Origin of the sequence: Bradyrhizobium sp. CIAT3101 (genome assembly GCF_029714945.1) — a bacterium.
Classification (GTDB): domain Bacteria; phylum Pseudomonadota; class Alphaproteobacteria; order Rhizobiales; family Xanthobacteraceae; genus Bradyrhizobium.
Map to the genome: position 1 here is coordinate 8,911,252 of NZ_CP121634.1, position 14,566 is coordinate 8,925,817.

The window sequence follows — 14,566 nt, forward strand, 5'->3', positions numbered from 1 at the left end:
ACCTCAAAAATCCGATCGCATCTCTCTCGATCCGGAACTCGCGATTGGCATTTGTTCGATCAAAGGCCTGCGCAAGTGTTTCGGCAAAGCCGGCCAATCGAAATATCTGTTCGTTAGTCGTATATCGACCCGCCGGGTAGATTCCGCCGCGGGGCATCGAATGGTCCGCCGAGAAAGAAGCCGAGACATTCTACGACCGGCGCCACATATTCTGCTGCCTCGCCGTTTGAAGCGCGCGTGAAGAGCTCCAACGGAAGAGCGAGCAGTCGGCCAAATGGCCGCGGGTGGATCGAAAAACGCGCCGAAATCGGAAAGCCGAATTCGACCGCCATCGTCGCGAAGATCGCACGCTGAACGTGGCCGTTCCCATCTAGGAAAGGATGAATCTCGCCGAACCAACAAAATACATGGGCTAAGGCAAAAAGCTTTTGGTAGTCTCCTGAATAGGCATGTGACTTGGCCGTCCTGAGCGCCACGTGCGCGGCGCAATCATCACTTCCGATCCGCAGCGAGATCCTACTGACAACAATTCCGGCGGCCTCTCCTTAGCGACTATTGATCGGGTACTGCCTCCTGAGGTTTGTCTGCTCGAACAGACGTCTGCAACTGCGCGGGGTCAACACTGTTCCGCTCTGCCCAATCGATCAGATTTTTCGGTCGATAAGTGAGATCAGCACGCCACCGATTGAAAACGCTAGCGTCGATCGTTTCATTGACGGTGGGATGGGTCCCATCATCACGCACTTCAGGATCCGCACCAATCGCACGATAGAGTGGCGAACTGATATGGTGATAGATCCCGTAGCCGAATTTCGTGTAGGAATCGGCAATCGGCGCGGTAACGGAGTCACCGTCGAGTTCGACTTCCGAACGGAATGCCAACCCAAGCGCCTCGGCCTTCTTCATTAACCAACGCAGCGGCGCCTGATTCAAGAGATCGGTTTCGTAACCGCCGCCGACATTGGCGTGGGCGCCCACGAACCAGCGCTGCTCGACGCTAGACATCGGGCGCGGCTGCGCAATCACCGCCTTTGGATCTTTTGGATGGCGGACTGTCCAAAGAGTTGGCGCGAAGTCGTTGCGATGTTCATCAATCGCAAGGGCGTGAAACCCGTTGAGGATATGGATGCGCAGTCCAGTTTGGAGATAATCGAACTGCGATCGGCTGATTCCAGCGAAATTTCCAGCAGCGAGACCAACCGAGCCGACGGTATCCCATACTCCGATCATCTTCACATCCGCCGGCTGGGAATATTTGAGCAGCCATCTTTCCTGCTGCGACAACTTACCCGCGTCGGGTGACGCCTGTATTTCCTTCAGCCTCCAGATGCTCTCCTCGTCACCCTTCCTGTAGCGCTCAAATAGTTCCGCCACACCGATCGGAGAACCGGCCTTCAAAACGCCGTCGATCGCGATCAATCCAGCTAGTGCTCTCGCGGTGTATGCGCCACGGCTAAAGCCGAAGATGAAAATTTCATCGCCGTCATTGTAATTCTCGATCAGCCACTCGTAGGCCAGGCGAATGTTGTCGTCCAATCCTTGGCCGAACATTCCGCCGAGAACGCCGTTAACGCCGACTGAGTAGTAAACGAGCTGGGGCTTGTCATCCTTGCTTTTCGCCGCGGTCAGCGCTCGCATTCGCCAGACGTTCGTATTGCTGTCGACGCTGTTCCAGGTGCCGTCTAGATAAACGGCCAGGCGCTTCTGCTTCCGGTCCGCGCCGGCGAATGTCGGCTGGCTCCCGCTTTTTTCTGCGGGACGGCCGACCAGCACGCCGATCCAGACGATTGCGACGACGGCGAGAAGGAAGCCGATAGTGTGCGCGGTCCGTTCAACGAACCGGAGAATTTTCTTCATGTCATTCGTTCCGGATGGTTCATGACAGCCAGAGGGCGTAGGCCTGAATGTCGATCATCGGGACCGTGCCGCTGAACTGGAGCGTAGAGATCAGGTTGAACGGGATGGCCGTCGCGGGGCGTCGGTCTTTGGTGAAGGCATAGAGCACCGAGTTGATCGTCAGGGAGCGATAGGATCCGCTGAACGCCCTTGAGCAGGTCGGCTTCCGCTGAATGGGTTTTGAGTTGAGCCGCCACGTTTTTCTCCGGATGCCACTGATCGCCATGACCGACCGGTCACGCGCCCCTATTCCATGCACTCAATTCGTCGTCCGCCACCCGACGTCAGACCGCTTCCGCACCATACTTTGCTCGATAGACGCCGATGTAGTCCGGGTCCTGGCAGATGCACCGAACCGGTCCCTGCGCTCGCTTCAACATTGGAAAAGTGATGCGTCCGGGTAACGCGCGCGTCAGATCGACCACCGAACGCGTCGCAGGTTGTGCTGCCCGAACGTCCGGCGTCGACGCGACGATCTCGGCCGCGAGCATCACGCCCGCCAGTGCCGACTGAAACGCCATGGGCACTTCGAGTTCGGGACCCGCACCGTCGGCAGCGCGTAGAATGGCGTTGCCGCAGATCGCTTTCTGACGGAACGCGCGAAGCGGGAGGTTGGCAAAGGGCAGAAGTGCCTCCACGTCGGCGCCGACGTTGGCGGCGATCTCGCGCACGAACGGTTCTCCGACGGGCGAGCCCAGATAGAGCATGGTGCGCACACGCAGGATCTGCTCTTGCGTCCGAAACCCAAGTTCTTCGGCCACGATCTCGTCCTCGTTCCGCCGCTTGCCCGTCGGCAGATACAGGCACGCCAGACAAGCCTCGTTGCCGTCGAAGCCGTGTCGCGAAATGCCGAGGTCGCCAGCCTGCGTCCATGCGTTGTACACGCGTCGCGGCAACGAGCCTTGGACCTGAATGCGGTCGCGCACGCTGTCGAGCGCCACGGCGACGCGGTCGAAGCGATGGTGACCCGCCTGTTCCACGTATCCGGCCCAGGACATAGGGAAGGCTCGCGCTTCAATGCCGCTGTCCTTCAACGCCGAAGCCGCCAGCGCGACCTTGGAAGCGTCGATGTCCGTCATCGTAGTGAGCAGGTAACGCTGCAGGTTGGTCAGATCGACCGCTTCGTGGTCGATGAGGTGGATCTCACCCTTCACGCCGCGCAGCCGCGACATGGCCCAAATGAAGGCGTTGCCGATCGCCCCGACTCCGGCGAGTTGGACCAGCCCGAGATCGAGGCCGGCTCGGAGGTCGTCATTGGCGCCGGTAGTTCCCAGCTCGAAGTTGAGAAGGGAAAACGTCACGTCGACATCGAGTTCTGGCTTGACAATCCACGATTCGAAGACCGCCCGGAAGACGTTCGCCATGGCGATACATGCCGCCGCGCCGGCGCCGAAAGGGTTCGGGCTTCCGCCCGAGCCGACCGGGGCGACGGTCGAGACGCGGGCGATCCACCGATCGGACCCCATGTAGACAGTAGCGTCGGTCTCGAGGTTCGTTTTTCCGGCAACCACCGCCACGTGAAGATCGGTGCCGATTTCCGTCACGATCTGCAGATTCGGATTGATGTGTCGCATCAACGCGATCAGTTCGTCCGCAAGCACGTCGTCGCCGTCGAGCATCAGCACGCGAACGCGAGGATAGAGACGCGCAATAAGCCTCGCCGCCATATCGAGCGATGCCAGGCCCTCTGCGGTCGAAGCGGCCTGCGAATCGAAGGCGAGCGTCACCACCGTCTCGGCCAACCGCTGTTCGAAGGCGTCGGGATGGACGTCGCGCAGCACTTGCGCGACGCTCTGGCGTGCGCGGTCGAAGAAAGGAGCGAGGCCCATCGTCAGCCCTCCACGATGTTGAAGATGGCGGCTGCGGCGGCAACCGACTTCCATTCTGGACGTGAGCCGGACTTCCACCAAGGACGCGGCGTGAGCCGGTAGGTCGCGCAACGCGCGATGGAGAAGGGATCGCGCGCGAAGTCCGGTACCACCAGCGAGAATGCGCCGAGCGCCGTCGCGATCGCGTATTCGTCGTCCATCTCGCTGTGGTAGGCGTGCGTCGGATGGCTGTGGATCTGCGCCAACAGCCGCAGCTTGGATCTGTAGAGATACAGGTTGATGCGCTGCAGCTCGGGCCCCGGCACCATGACGGCGAGGCCATGGTCGCTGCGAATGCCCTGCTGTTCGGGAATGATCACTTCGCGGACGTCGAAGACATGGCCCTCCTGCACGCCCGCCCAGAGCGCCATGCCCTCGAGGCCACGCATGCCCGTCGCGGCGAGATGCGCGTGGGTGCGGGTCATTACGGAACGCGGCAGCATCACCGAGGTGACCCCCGTCAGGGAGACCTTCATGCTGGCGTCTCCGACTGTCCCAACACCATGTTGACCATGAACTGAAGCTGATTCATCGGCTGGGCGCCGTAGCGCCACACCGTCTCCAGCAGAGCGAAGAGGCGTCCCTCGCCGGTGTTCCGATGAAGCTCCCATGCATCGCCCGAATGGGCGGGATGGTCGTGATAGGCGCGCGTGCCGGGCAGACAGAGGAACCCCGGCATCGTCGGCATGTGCGGATAGTGCTGGTAAAGGTTGACCCGCTGCGGCGGCATTTGCGCCGCGATCTCCGTCGGGATGGCGGGATCGACCGGCAGCAACCGCGGAAGATGCGTCATCATCTCCGACGCAGCCAGTTCCCGATCCTCGAAAGGGTCGACGAACGTGATCGCCAAAGGCCGGACGTCGTAGTCGATGAAATCCGCCTTGACCGCGAATGGAATGACCCGGGGCCGCATCCCGACGGTCGCGAAGGCGACTTTAACGTACGGGAATTCGGCCGACATGATCCACCAGCCGCGCGAGATCAGCGTGGGCTGGATCTCGCGCAGTTGGCCGACTTCGCGCGCGAACTTGCGCCGGCTGACCTCGCTGTCGACGGCCTGCATCAGCCTGCCGCTCCGGCTTTGAGGCTCGCCAGCAGGGTCGCCCCGTCCTTGATGTCGAGTTCGGCAAGCGTCTTCGACACGTCCAGGACGTTGCCGGGTTCGTCGGTCACCTGCCAGGCGTCGACGGGCTGGCCGGTGTTCTCGCTCTCCTTGAGCGCCTTCTCCAGCAACTTGACCAACTGCTCGGAAGGCTTGCCCTCGACGGGCGTGGGCTCGCCGTTGATCACGAAGATGACGTGCAGCTTGTTGTGCAGATGGCTCTCGCGGCTGTAGATGCGCTCGATCTTCGGTCCGGCCAGATCAATCGTTCCGCCGCGCGGCACGACGATCTCTTGCTGACCAATCACATCGACCACGATCTCGCGGTCGTCCGCGATCTTGCCGTAGGCGCGCACGTCCGCCTCGGCGATGGTCGGAGAGCCCCACTCCCAGCCGAGATCCTCCACGGTGAACTCGAAGACCCGATCGCTCATCATGGCGCGGAAGTTCGGCTTGGCTCCACCGCCGAGCTTCACCGAAGCCTCGAGACCGACCGAGCTCGTGTAGCCGTCGTTGATCTGGATCAGGCACCAGTCAGCCGCTGGGTTGTGCCCCGAATGCGAGCGAACCTCACGACCATTCATCTCTTTGTTTTCGTTATGGTATTCTACACCGTCGACTTCGAACGCAAACTTTTCCTTCAGGTCGCTCATTGTTTTGCCTCTTACGTTATCCCGCCCAAACCTTGGGCAATCGCGTTAACCAAGGCCCGAGGCTTTGCGCACCTGAGGCTCTGTCCATAATATATGGGTAGGAGTTGGTATCGCGTCAAGTAACTGGATGTATAGTTTTTCTACGCGTCGCCTTTTACGAGGTATTTTAGATGGATGAGGGTGAGAAACTAAGATGGGGCGTCCAGCGAAGGCTTGAATTCATCGATTTCAGGTTGTTTTGGTTAGGCCGCTTCAATCGTAGCGATATGGTGGACACCTTCGGGATCTCTCCCCAGCAGGCCTCGGCCGACATCGCCCAATACGAGAAAATCGCGCCGAAAAATCTGGCTTATGACCGCACGGAGAAAGCCTACAAGCGCGCCGGCGACTTCAAACCGGCGTTCATCGGCGAAACGATCGAGCGGTATCTTCTGCAGATCGTTGCCATCGAGAACGGATGGCTACGGCAAGACGACACCTGGTTCGACTCCATCCCGCCAGTCGAGGTCGTGACCCTGGGGCGTCGCCCCACCGATCCGGCGATCTTGCTGCGCGTCCTCGACGCGGTCCGCAACAGACTCGAGATCTCCATCGCCTATTCTTCCATGACTGGATCTGAAGAACGTCCGCGCACCATCGCTCCCCATGCGCTGGCCCACAGCTTCGGCCGATGGTACCTGCGATGCTGGTCACGCGAGCACAACGACTTTCGAGACTATGCACTGAACCGGATCAGTAATGTCGACGTTCAAGGCGTGTCGCCGGTTGACCCAGCCTTGGATTTCGAGTGGATCCACATGATCAATTTGGTGATCGTTCCGAACCCGGGCCTGTCGCCCGAGCGTCAAGCCCAGGTCGCCGTCGAGCATGCCATGACGAACGGGCGTCTGGTGCGGCCATGCCGACTAAGTCTGAGCTTCTATCTCATGAGCGAACACAATTTGGACGTCGATCCGGGCGTCCTTGATCCCAAAAAACAACAGATCATCTTACAAAACCGAGACGAAGTCATGCAGGCGCGTTCTGCCGCCCGCCAGATGGCGATCGAAGCGCTTGCGCGCGCTCAGGCATCGGGATCGGTCAGTTGATTCAATTTCTACAACGTCTGCGACCTTCGAAACGAGCAGACAGTCGGCCATGTCGGTAGTCGCGACCTTATTGTTTGGGAGCGTCGCAAGATCGGACCATGAAGAGAGATCGGACACCGATCTGCTGATGGTCAATCTCGACGACGAGACACGCCACATTTCGGTGGGGCATGCATCGATATTTCTGTACCCGTGGCTTCGGCTGAAGCTCGACGCGAAGGAAGGCGATCTTTTTGCGTGCCACCTCGCTTACGAGGCGAAGGCGATATTCGATCCGCAAGGATATCTGTTGAAGCTCAAGAAGTCCTTTCGCTTCAAGTCCGACTATCAGTTGGAGATAGCTAGAGCGAGCGAATTCGGATGGTTCCTAGCGAGATTTGGCGAAGGACTTAACTCCTCACTGCAAGCGAAGAGAATTCTCTGGTGCGTCAGAACAATCCTAATCGCGCGTAGCGCGGAACACCACGATCCCGTCTTCGCACCCCGGCTACTCGCGGCCCAATCCAAATCGGAGGCGGCTCGCGAACTGTTGTCGAACCGCCACGGCCGGAGCGACGATGCAACCCTGCGCCACTTCCTACGACTGTTTCTGATGGAGGAAACGAAGGTGGAGTCCTTCCACCAGCAGGCCGGCCGAGCCGCCTTCGCTCGTCGTTTCAAGGAAACGTCCAACAAGGTCGCGCTTCAGACGCTTCGACAAGAAGAGAGTAGCCAAGCCGGTTACAACTGAACTGTGGTGTGCGGTAAGGCCGTCGCCCATCCGACCACTATTTTCGTCGCGATGAATCTCGTACCAGTCGCGATCTTCCAGCGCACACTAGTAACGATTCCTTTTTCTACGCGGCGGCATCCATTTTCGCGATTGCCGCAATCCTCCCCTTCCAACGAACGTGCCGCCGATCCATCACACAGTGCATGAGCATGATTGGGCGCGCTGCAGCATTCTCAAGCGTGATCGGTTTGTTGGCAACCTCAGGGGAAATTGATGTCCGACAGAACATTTCTGACCGCTGAAGAGGTCTCCGAAAGATATCGTAGCAGCGTTTCAGTTGGCACTCTTCGAAATTGGCGAGCGATGAAGATCGGTCCAACCTTCGTCAAGATTGGCAAGGCTGTTTTGTATCCAATGAATGAACTTGAAGCATGGGATCAAAGGAATACTGTGACTTGCCGAGCTTCAAAGGGCCTCGACGTGGATAAAGGTGAAGAAGCGTGAAAATCCCGCACGAGCACACAAAGCCGCCCCCAATTGCCGACCTCTGCAAATCAATCACTTTCTCTAAAGCTATTTATTTTCAATGCATTACTTCAGGCGAGCGGGGTCGTGCATAACCACCCCTCCGGCGATCCTTCGCCGTCGCAGGCTGATATCCAGATGACCAAGGCGATCATCGACATCGCCAAGCCGCTCGGGATTGCCGTGCACGACCACATCATCGTCGGCAAGAACGGCCATGCCAGCCTGCGCGGGATGCGGCTGATCTGAGAAACCTTCACGCTAGCGATGAGACGATATGAGCGACTGGCTGCACAATCTGCCCGTGCCCTTGATGGCGCTGGTCATCTTCGGCTTCACCTATCTGCTGGCGGCGGCGGTGTTCGGCTTCGTCGCGCTGGTGGCGACGGAGGAGCGGGCGAAGGCGCTGAAGGCGATCTCGCCCGGCATGCTGCCCGTGCTCGGCATCATCTTCGGCCTGTTCGTCGCCTTCACTGCGGCGCAGGTCTGGGGTGACAGCGACCGCGCCGGCGCGGCGGTGAGCCGCGAGGCCAGCGCACTGCGCAGCGTCGTTCTGCTCGCCGCCGGCCTGCCGGCGGAGCAGGAAGCAAAGCTCAGCGGACTGGTGCGTGACTATGTCAATCAGGCCGTCACCGTGGAATGGCCGATGATGGCGCATCAGGAGGCTTCGCTGAAGGCAACGCCGCCTCCGCTTGCCGAGGCCTTGCAGCTTGTCATCGCGATGACGCCACAGGGCACGGGTCAGTCGACGGCGCAGCACGAGATCGTCGGCGCGCTGGAGCAGGCGCTGGATGCGCGGCGGCAGCGGATCATCGTCAGCCTGGCCTCGGTCAACGCGGTGAAATGGTGGTGCCTGTATCTCCAGGCCCTGTGCGAGTTGCTGGTGATCGGCTTCGTTCATTGCGACAACCGACTGGGATCGGCGATCGCGATTGCGCTGTTCGCGACCGGCGTCGCTACCTCGGTGCTCCTGATCGCGGCGCATGATCGTCCGTTCACCGGCCAGATCTCGATCTCGCCGGAGCCGCTGCGCCAGATCATGCCGGAGGCGTCGACCGGACGAAATTGATCAAGCCGGCGGCCAGGCTCTCGCGCTACTCGGGCGCCAGCGTGCAGTTCAGCATCCATTGCACACCGAAGCGATCGGTGAGCTTGCCGTAGTAGCCCCAGGGCTGGATTCCGAGCGGTGTGGTGATGGTGCCGCCTTCTGCGAGACGCGCGAACAGATCCGTCGTCGCCTGCGCGTCGTCCAACATCAGGTGGTGCGCCGAGCCGCGCATCGGCTCGGCATCGTCATTGTCGGATGCATAGAACTGGATGCCCGGTCCCTCGAATTTCGCGTGCATGATCTTGCCCTGCATCGGCCCGGCTGCGCCGTGGCGCTTGATCTCGGTCACCTCGCCGAGACCGCAGGCGGTATAGAACGCGAGCGCCGGCTCGCACTGGGTTGTGAAGAAGAGATAATTCGACATCTGCATCTGCGGCTCTCCCCTTCGGTCGATCAGGTTTCGGCACAGGCTTTGAGCGCAGCCGCGCGGCACGCCGAGGCAATGGCCGCGCTGACATCCTTGTCGGCGACCGCCCTTGCCATCGTGACACCGCCGGACAGGATCGAGAGCAGCGCCCAGGCGCGCGCGCGTCTGTCCTTGGATGATCGGCCGGGCAAGCCGTCGGCCACCGCGTTCACGACGCCCTCGATCTCCGCCTCGAACACCGTCTTGATCCCGACGTCTGCGCGCTGCACCTCCGACGTCAGGCTCTGCAAGGCGCAGCTCGAACCGAGCTCGCAGACCCGCTTTTGGCCGAGATAGAAATCGACGAATGCCGCGACCCATTTGGCGCCGTGCTCGGCCCGCAGGGCTTCGACACCCTGGCGCAGCTCTTCGAGGCCCGCCACCAGCGCAGCCTTGAACGCCTCGCCCTTGGACGAGAAGTGCCCGTAGAACGCGCCGGAGGTGACCTCGGCCTCCTTGGCAAGGCCGTCGACACCGATGCCGCCAAAACCCTGGCGGCGAAAGCCGCGGCCGGCGGCCGCCACCATGCGTGCGCGGGCTTCTTCCTTGTGTCCGGACTTGTATCGCACCAGCGCACCTCGTCATATAACGATCGTTATTTTAACGTTGACGGCACCGCCCTCGTCGTGCGAATGCAGTCACGATCGTTATATAACGATCGCAATATTGTCGCAAGCCGCGATCGCAGCCGGCGTTCGTGGCGCTCACACCACGAAGGGAGTTTTGGTCATGCCGATCACCGTCGTCGCCACGGATGGCATCTTCAGTGCAGCCGCCGAGAAAACCATGTTCGCCGAGCTGACCGCCTCGTTTCTCAGGCACCATGATCTCGCCGGCAATGCCTTCATCACGCCGAACGTGATCGGCGAGATCAGTACGATCCCGAAAGGCCGGTCGTTCGCCGGCGGCACGTCGAACGACATCGTCGTGGTCGAATTGAAGGTCCCGTCCTTCGCACTGGCGAGCCCGGAGCAAAAGGCGGGCTTCATCGCAGACGCCACCGACATCGCGTTCAAGGCCGCGGAAGGCCGTCATCCGCGGGAGCGGATTTTCGTCAACATGGTCTATGCGGTGGACGGCCTGTGGGGCATCGGCGGCAAGGCCTACACCAATGCCGAGCTTGGCGACGCCGTCAGCCGGGCTAACGCTGCCTAGCGACAGGGTCAGACACGGCAGCGCCGGCGCGTGCGAGACGACGCCGGCGCTGTCCGCTCAGTAGCAATATCTCGGATCGACCGGGACGTAGCGGCCATCCGGGCGCTGCATGTAGCAGCCGCGCTGATAGGCGTAATAGCCGGACCGGCGACGCTCGCCTTCGGAGGCGATCGCAGCCCCCGTGCCGGCGCCGACGACCGCACCGATGGCGGCGCCACGGCCGCCACCAAGCGCACCGCCCACGATCGCCCCGCCGACGCCGCCGAGGATGGCGCCGCCGATAGCGTCCTGCGCCACCGCGTCATGGACCGGGATGGCCATCGCGACCGCGAAACATGCTGCAATTCCAAGACGTCGAAGCATTCCCGAATCCTCCCATCTGATGCGGCCAGTCATAGCGTTTGGGACGATCCCGGGCCAGAATAATCGCGTGAATCCGGCTTGTTTCCGCCCTTTACGTCACGGGGCCAGCCTGTCGCGACAACCAGCGGAAGCCTCAAATCGAAGGTGTGCTTGCCGCGGCTACGGCGCGACCCAGCGCTGCACGGCTTCCATTGTGTCGGCAGGCGTCGTGTTGAAGCAGATCGCGGCCTGCGGCGCCAGGCGGTGGACGAGATTGAGCACCTTCTCGAACAGCAGCAGCCGTTCCTTCGGCTCGCGCAGGCCGGCGCCGATGACGATGCAATCGAAGCGCTCGTCGCGCAGCGCCACCGTGACTGCCGCTTCCGCCGCCTCGTCGAGATCGATCAAGCAGCTCGTGACCTCGTAGCCGAGACCGCGCAGGCGCAAGAGCTGCGCTTCGATATGGTTGCGGACCATCGCCGGCGTGAGCTGCGGAAACGCGCTGTAGTCCGCACTGCCGGGTTCGATGCCGATCGCGAGAACGCGCTTGGCCATCGCAGGATTCCTCGATCAGACCGTCTCTGTTGCTAACGGACGGCCACCCGGCAAGTTCCCGGATTGCGTGTGGCGCCGCCGCGCTCGCGCGTACGTCGTTGCGTCCTTTGACCGCAACCTTTCGCGCTGCACGTGTAAGCCATTTCACATGCGCTCCGGCGATGGCCTGCCACATTTGCCGAACCACACCCAGAGCCCGTGCCTGCCGGCTAGTGGCATGCGGCTCACGCCTGATTGCACAACGACCTGATTATTTTAACAATTCGCGGGAGCGGGAGATGGTGTCATACGAGAGTCTGAAAAGCGGGTATGAGAGGAACTGGGCCAATCTCCAGATCCGGCCCGCACGCCTTGGCGAGGCCAACGCGACGGCACGCAAGGCCATCAACGGCAAGGCGACCTATCAGCAGATCGAGCGGCTGACCGGTGTGCCCTGGTACTTCATCGCGCTCTGCCATTATCGCGAATCCAATTTCGATTTCGACACCTATCTCGGCAACGGCGAAACGCTGAAGCGCGTGACGTGCCTCGTTCCGAAAGGCCGCGGCCCGTTCGCCTCGTTCGTCGACGGCGCCGTGGACGCGCTGCGGATCCAGCACTTCGTCGGCACGCAGGACTGGTGCATCGCGCGTACGCTGTACCGGCTCGAATGCTTCAACGGTCTCGGCTATCACGCCAAGGGCGTCAACTCGCCCTATCTCTACGGCGGCTCGACCCTCTACGGACCAACCGAGGCAAATGCCGGCAAGTTCGTCGCGGACCACGTCTTCGACCCGAGCCATGTCGATACGCAGCTCGGCACCGCGGTGGTCCTGCATGCGATGATGTCACAGGATTCCTCGATCACCATCGACAACAGCCCGTCCATTGCCCCCCGTTCCGAGCCGGACGAGGACGTGGCGTCGTCGGTGCTGCTGATGCAGCAGACGCTCAACAGGCTCGGCGCCAATCCACCGCTCGACGAAGACGGCATCAGCGGACCGAAGACCAAGGCGGCGGTCTCGCAATTCCAGCAACAGCACGCCCTCGAGGATACCGGCCTGCTCGACGGGACCACGATCGCCGCCATCACGCGCGCCGGCCTGCAACCGGTCCGGACAGCAAATATCGATCTCTCCCAGGTTCTGGGGCGGCTGGAAAACCTTGCACAGCTTCTGCAGCCGGGAGCGACCCCGACCGGTGCAACGCCGATCGCGATCCCGCCGATAGGGACAGTGCCTGCAGGGTCGTCCAACCAGCTCTCCCAGATCCTGAACCAGTTGCAGAACCTCACGCAGGCCTTGCAGCCGGGAGCAACAACGCCAGTGAGCACGACTCCCGCGGCCAGCCCGACGGTCAATGTGCTTGGACAGCTCCTCTCTCTCATCACCAAGACCGCTCCCGGCACGCCGGCGACGACAAATCCCGCTCCGACCGATCAGTTCAAACAGGTGGTCGATCTGCTCAGCGCCTTGCTCAGCAACAAGCCTGTGCTCGGACAGGTCAATGGCGCGCTCGGCCAAACCATCGGCAAAATGCTGGATGGCAAGAAGACGGCGCTCGGAATTGGCGGCTCGCTCATTACCGCGCTGCTCTCCGCCGTGACGGCGAGCCCCAATGCAGGAGGCCTGGCCGGATTGTTCGGGACGATTGCGTCGGCGGTGCCGGGCCTGAGCCAATTCGCGCTTCCCATCTCGCTGGCACTGACGGCCTGGGGCGTGCTCGGCAAGATGGAGAAATGGGCGCAAGGCACTGCGCCACCGCCCAAGCCGACGACCTAAAGCTGCTCGCCTGCGAGCGCCGCGGCGCGGCGCTCCATCAGCGCGCGTTCACGTGCATTGGTCGCAAGATGCGCGGCGGCCGCGAAGGCCTGCCGCGCCTCTGCGCGCCGTCCGAGCTTCTGCAGGAAATCACCACGAACCGCCGGCAGATGATGATAGGCCGACAGCGCCGGTGCGCCGGCGATCCCGTCCAGCACGTCGAGCCCGGCCTGCGGTCCCTCGGCCATGCCGACCGCGACCGCGCGATTGAGCTCGATGATCGGTGAGCGCACCAGAAACGCCAGCTCGGCGTAAAGCTGCGCGATGCGCCGCCAGTCGGTATCTGCAGCCGTTTCCGCCATGGCGTGACACGCCGCAATCGCGGCCTGAAGCGCATAAAACCGTCCCGCACCGCCGAGTTCGCGGGCCCGTTCGAGCGACCGCAGGCCACGACGGATCTGCGAGCGATCCCACAGCGAACGATCCTGGTCCATCAGCAGAATGGGGTCGCCGCTTGCATCGGTCCGAGCGCGCGCCCGCGCGGCATTCAAATCCATCAGGGCGACGAGGCCGTGCACCTCGGGCTCGTCCGGGGCAAGGCCGGCGAGCACGCGGCCCATGCGCAGCGCCTCGTCGCAGAGCTGCGGCCGCAACCATTCGTCGCCCCGCGCCGCGAGATAGCCCTCGTTGAAGATGAGGTAGACGACCTCCAGCACCGAGGCGAGACGCTCCGACAGAGCGTCGCCGGCCGGCGTCTCGTAGGCGAGGCCGGAATTCGACAGCGTGCGTTTGGCACGGACGATGCGCTGGGAGATGGTGGCCTCTGGCACCAGATAGGCGCGGGCGATCTCGGAGGTGGTGAGCCCGCAGATCATCCGCAGCGCCAGCGCCGCGCGTGCCTCGCGCGACAGGATCGGATGACAGGCGGTGAACACCAGCCGCAACAATTCATCCCCGATATCATCGTCGAGCGCGGCGTCGAAATCGGGCACGATCTCCTGCTCCTGCAACATGTCGCGCGCCAGCATGTCGTGCTTCTCGCCAAGCATCTTGCCACGGCGCAAGTGATCGAGCGCGCGTCGCTTTGCGGTCGTCATGAGCCAGGCGCCGGGATTGTCGGGCACGCCGATAGCCGGCCAGGCTTCCAGCGCCGCAACCAGCGCGTCCTGGGTCAGCTCTTCCGCAAGCGGCACGTCGCGCAGCATCCGCGACAGCGTCGCGATCAGCCGCGGCTGCACGACGCGCCAAGTTGCGTGAATCGCGGCGCGGATGGCTTGATCAATATCGGCGGCCGTCATCGCCGCCGACCAGAGCCTTTTCCGTTCCGACTGGGTCGGAACGGGGCTCTGGTTTCTTGTTTTGACGCGTTTTCTTTGCGCGAACCGGTCCCCACTTCGCTCGAAAACGCTATGGAACG

Annotated in this window: 18 protein-coding genes and 1 pseudogene; 7 read left to right on the forward strand and 12 right to left on the reverse strand. The window is 62.0% G+C overall.

Annotation, left to right across the window (positions count from 1 at the left end; genetic code table 11):
* Nucleotides 1–113 precede the first annotated feature (113 nt).
* The 7 genes from QA645_RS41195 to QA645_RS41225 form a co-directional block, all read right to left on the reverse strand.
* The gene (locus QA645_RS41195; protein ID WP_283046746.1) at nt 114–476 is read right to left on the reverse strand and encodes a Fic family protein; all 363 of its coding nucleotides are present in this window, start codon (nt 474–476) and stop codon (nt 114–116) included.
* A gap of 76 nt (nt 477–552) precedes the next feature.
* Nucleotides 553–1,857, reverse strand: coding sequence for a DUF2235 domain-containing protein (locus tag QA645_RS41200; protein ID WP_283046748.1), 1,305 nt, complete (start codon nt 1,855–1,857; stop codon nt 553–555).
* Nucleotides 1,858–1,876: 19 nt separating this feature from the next.
* A complete protein-coding gene (locus QA645_RS41205; RefSeq protein WP_283046750.1) occupies nt 1,877–2,122 on the reverse strand; it encodes a hypothetical protein in 246 nt (81 codons plus the stop codon).
* A 58-nt stretch (nt 2,123–2,180) separates the two neighbouring features.
* Complete coding sequence (locus QA645_RS41210; RefSeq protein WP_283046752.1) at nt 2,181–3,725, reverse strand: E2 ligase fold family C protein; 1,545 nt, start codon at nt 3,723–3,725, stop codon at nt 2,181–2,183.
* A gap of 2 nt (nt 3,726–3,727) precedes the next feature.
* Nucleotides 3,728–4,240 carry a Mov34/MPN/PAD-1 family protein gene (locus QA645_RS41215; protein WP_283046753.1) on the reverse strand — a complete coding sequence of 171 codons (513 nt, stop codon included), beginning with the start codon at nt 4,238–4,240 and terminating at the stop codon, nt 3,728–3,730.
* On the reverse strand, nt 4,237–4,827 hold the full coding sequence (locus tag QA645_RS41220; RefSeq protein ID WP_283046754.1) for a putative metal-binding protein: 591 nt from the start codon (nt 4,825–4,827) through the stop codon (nt 4,237–4,239). Before QA645_RS41220 ends, QA645_RS41215 begins: the two co-directional genes overlap by 4 nt.
* Nucleotides 4,827–5,519, reverse strand: coding sequence for a DUF2604 domain-containing protein (locus QA645_RS41225; protein ID WP_283046756.1), 693 nt, complete (start codon nt 5,517–5,519; stop codon nt 4,827–4,829). The genes QA645_RS41220 and QA645_RS41225 overlap by 1 nt, the downstream gene beginning before the upstream one ends.
* A 170-nt stretch (nt 5,520–5,689) precedes the next feature.
* On the opposite strand from QA645_RS41225, the gene QA645_RS41230 reads away from it, so the two are divergent.
* The 5 genes and pseudogenes from QA645_RS41230 to QA645_RS41250 all read left to right on the forward strand — a co-directional run bounded on the left by QA645_RS41230 (nt 5,690) and on the right by QA645_RS41250 (nt 8,913).
* Nucleotides 5,690–6,607 (forward strand): WYL domain-containing protein, encoded by a 918-nt coding sequence (locus tag QA645_RS41230; RefSeq protein ID WP_283046758.1) that lies wholly within the window; start codon nt 5,690–5,692, stop codon nt 6,605–6,607.
* A 127-nt stretch (nt 6,608–6,734) separates the two neighbouring features.
* Entirely contained in the window at nt 6,735–7,337 is a 603-nt protein-coding gene (locus QA645_RS41235) for a hypothetical protein (RefSeq protein ID WP_283046760.1), read from the forward strand.
* 255 nt (nt 7,338–7,592) lie between these two features.
* Nucleotides 7,593–7,823, forward strand: a complete 231-nt coding sequence (locus tag QA645_RS41240) for a helix-turn-helix domain-containing protein (RefSeq protein WP_283046762.1) — start codon at nt 7,593–7,595, stop codon at nt 7,821–7,823.
* A 105-nt stretch (nt 7,824–7,928) separates the two neighbouring features.
* Nucleotides 7,929–8,093: pseudogene (locus QA645_RS41245) on the forward strand (JAB domain-containing protein); the annotation flags it as partial.
* Nucleotides 8,094–8,121: 28 nt separating this feature from the next.
* Nucleotides 8,122–8,913, forward strand: a complete 792-nt coding sequence (locus tag QA645_RS41250; protein WP_283046763.1) for a DUF4239 domain-containing protein — start codon at nt 8,122–8,124, stop codon at nt 8,911–8,913.
* 25 nt (nt 8,914–8,938) lie between these two features.
* On the opposite strand, the gene QA645_RS41255 is transcribed toward QA645_RS41250, so the two are convergent.
* Both QA645_RS41255 and QA645_RS41260 read right to left on the reverse strand, forming a co-directional pair.
* Entirely contained in the window at nt 8,939–9,322 is a 384-nt protein-coding gene (locus tag QA645_RS41255; protein ID WP_283046765.1) for a VOC family protein, read from the reverse strand.
* Between the two features lie 23 nt (nt 9,323–9,345).
* A complete protein-coding gene (locus tag QA645_RS41260; protein ID WP_283046767.1) occupies nt 9,346–9,927 on the reverse strand; it encodes a TetR/AcrR family transcriptional regulator in 582 nt (193 codons plus the stop codon).
* A 160-nt stretch (nt 9,928–10,087) separates the two neighbouring features.
* Between QA645_RS41260 and QA645_RS41265 the strand changes: the two genes are divergently transcribed.
* On the forward strand, nt 10,088–10,513 hold the full coding sequence (locus QA645_RS41265; protein WP_283046769.1) for a Tautomerase enzyme: 426 nt from the start codon (nt 10,088–10,090) through the stop codon (nt 10,511–10,513).
* Between the two features lie 57 nt (nt 10,514–10,570).
* Here the strand turns inward: QA645_RS41265 and QA645_RS41270 are convergent, their stop codons facing one another.
* Both QA645_RS41270 and QA645_RS41275 read right to left on the reverse strand, forming a co-directional pair.
* Nucleotides 10,571–10,876: a glycine zipper domain-containing protein gene (locus QA645_RS41270; protein WP_254127952.1), complete on the reverse strand. Its 306-nt coding sequence runs from the start codon at nt 10,874–10,876 to the stop codon at nt 10,571–10,573.
* Nucleotides 10,877–11,035: 159 nt separating this feature from the next.
* Nucleotides 11,036–11,410: a hypothetical protein gene (locus QA645_RS41275; RefSeq protein WP_283046773.1), complete on the reverse strand. Its 375-nt coding sequence runs from the start codon at nt 11,408–11,410 to the stop codon at nt 11,036–11,038.
* Between the two features lie 278 nt (nt 11,411–11,688).
* Between QA645_RS41275 and QA645_RS41280 the strand changes: the two genes are divergently transcribed.
* The gene (locus QA645_RS41280; RefSeq protein WP_283046775.1) at nt 11,689–13,170 is read left to right on the forward strand and encodes a peptidoglycan-binding protein; all 1,482 of its coding nucleotides are present in this window, start codon (nt 11,689–11,691) and stop codon (nt 13,168–13,170) included.
* On the opposite strand, the gene QA645_RS41285 is transcribed toward QA645_RS41280, so the two are convergent.
* Entirely contained in the window at nt 13,167–14,447 is a 1,281-nt protein-coding gene (locus QA645_RS41285; protein ID WP_283046777.1) for a sigma-70 family RNA polymerase sigma factor, read from the reverse strand. The two genes, QA645_RS41280 and QA645_RS41285, sit on opposite strands and share 4 nt — an antisense overlap.
* Nucleotides 14,448–14,566: the final 119 nt, after the last annotated feature.

Excerpts from the sequence above, each read along its gene's own strand:
- QA645_RS41280 (WP_283046775.1), top strand. The coding sequence starts at position 11,689 with ATGGTGTCATACGAGAGTCTGAAAAGCGGGTATGAGAGGAACTGGGCC.
- QA645_RS41210 (WP_283046752.1), bottom strand. The coding sequence starts at position 3,725 with ATGGGCCTCGCTCCTTTCTTCGACCGCGCACGCCAGAGCGTCGCGCAA.
- QA645_RS41200 (WP_283046748.1), bottom strand. The coding sequence starts at position 1,857 with ATGAAGAAAATTCTCCGGTTCGTTGAACGGACCGCGCACACTATCGGC.
- QA645_RS41275 (WP_283046773.1), bottom strand. The coding sequence starts at position 11,410 with ATGGCCAAGCGCGTTCTCGCGATCGGCATCGAACCCGGCAGTGCGGAC.
- QA645_RS41230 (WP_283046758.1), top strand. The coding sequence starts at position 5,690 with ATGGATGAGGGTGAGAAACTAAGATGGGGCGTCCAGCGAAGGCTTGAA.
- QA645_RS41220 (WP_283046754.1), bottom strand. The coding sequence starts at position 4,827 with ATGCAGGCCGTCGACAGCGAGGTCAGCCGGCGCAAGTTCGCGCGCGAA.
- QA645_RS41235 (WP_283046760.1), top strand. The coding sequence starts at position 6,735 with ATGGTCAATCTCGACGACGAGACACGCCACATTTCGGTGGGGCATGCA.
- QA645_RS41270 (WP_254127952.1), bottom strand. The coding sequence starts at position 10,876 with ATGCTTCGACGTCTTGGAATTGCAGCATGTTTCGCGGTCGCGATGGCC.
- QA645_RS41285 (WP_283046777.1), bottom strand. The coding sequence starts at position 14,447 with ATGACGGCCGCCGATATTGATCAAGCCATCCGCGCCGCGATTCACGCA.
- QA645_RS41205 (WP_283046750.1), bottom strand. The coding sequence starts at position 2,122 with ATGGCGATCAGTGGCATCCGGAGAAAAACGTGGCGGCTCAACTCAAAA.
- QA645_RS41240 (WP_283046762.1), top strand. The coding sequence starts at position 7,593 with ATGTCCGACAGAACATTTCTGACCGCTGAAGAGGTCTCCGAAAGATAT.
- QA645_RS41255 (WP_283046765.1), bottom strand. The coding sequence starts at position 9,322 with ATGCAGATGTCGAATTATCTCTTCTTCACAACCCAGTGCGAGCCGGCG.
- QA645_RS41265 (WP_283046769.1), top strand. The coding sequence starts at position 10,088 with ATGCCGATCACCGTCGTCGCCACGGATGGCATCTTCAGTGCAGCCGCC.
- QA645_RS41215 (WP_283046753.1), bottom strand. The coding sequence starts at position 4,240 with ATGAAGGTCTCCCTGACGGGGGTCACCTCGGTGATGCTGCCGCGTTCC.
- QA645_RS41250 (WP_283046763.1), top strand. The coding sequence starts at position 8,122 with ATGAGCGACTGGCTGCACAATCTGCCCGTGCCCTTGATGGCGCTGGTC.
- QA645_RS41225 (WP_283046756.1), bottom strand. The coding sequence starts at position 5,519 with ATGAGCGACCTGAAGGAAAAGTTTGCGTTCGAAGTCGACGGTGTAGAA.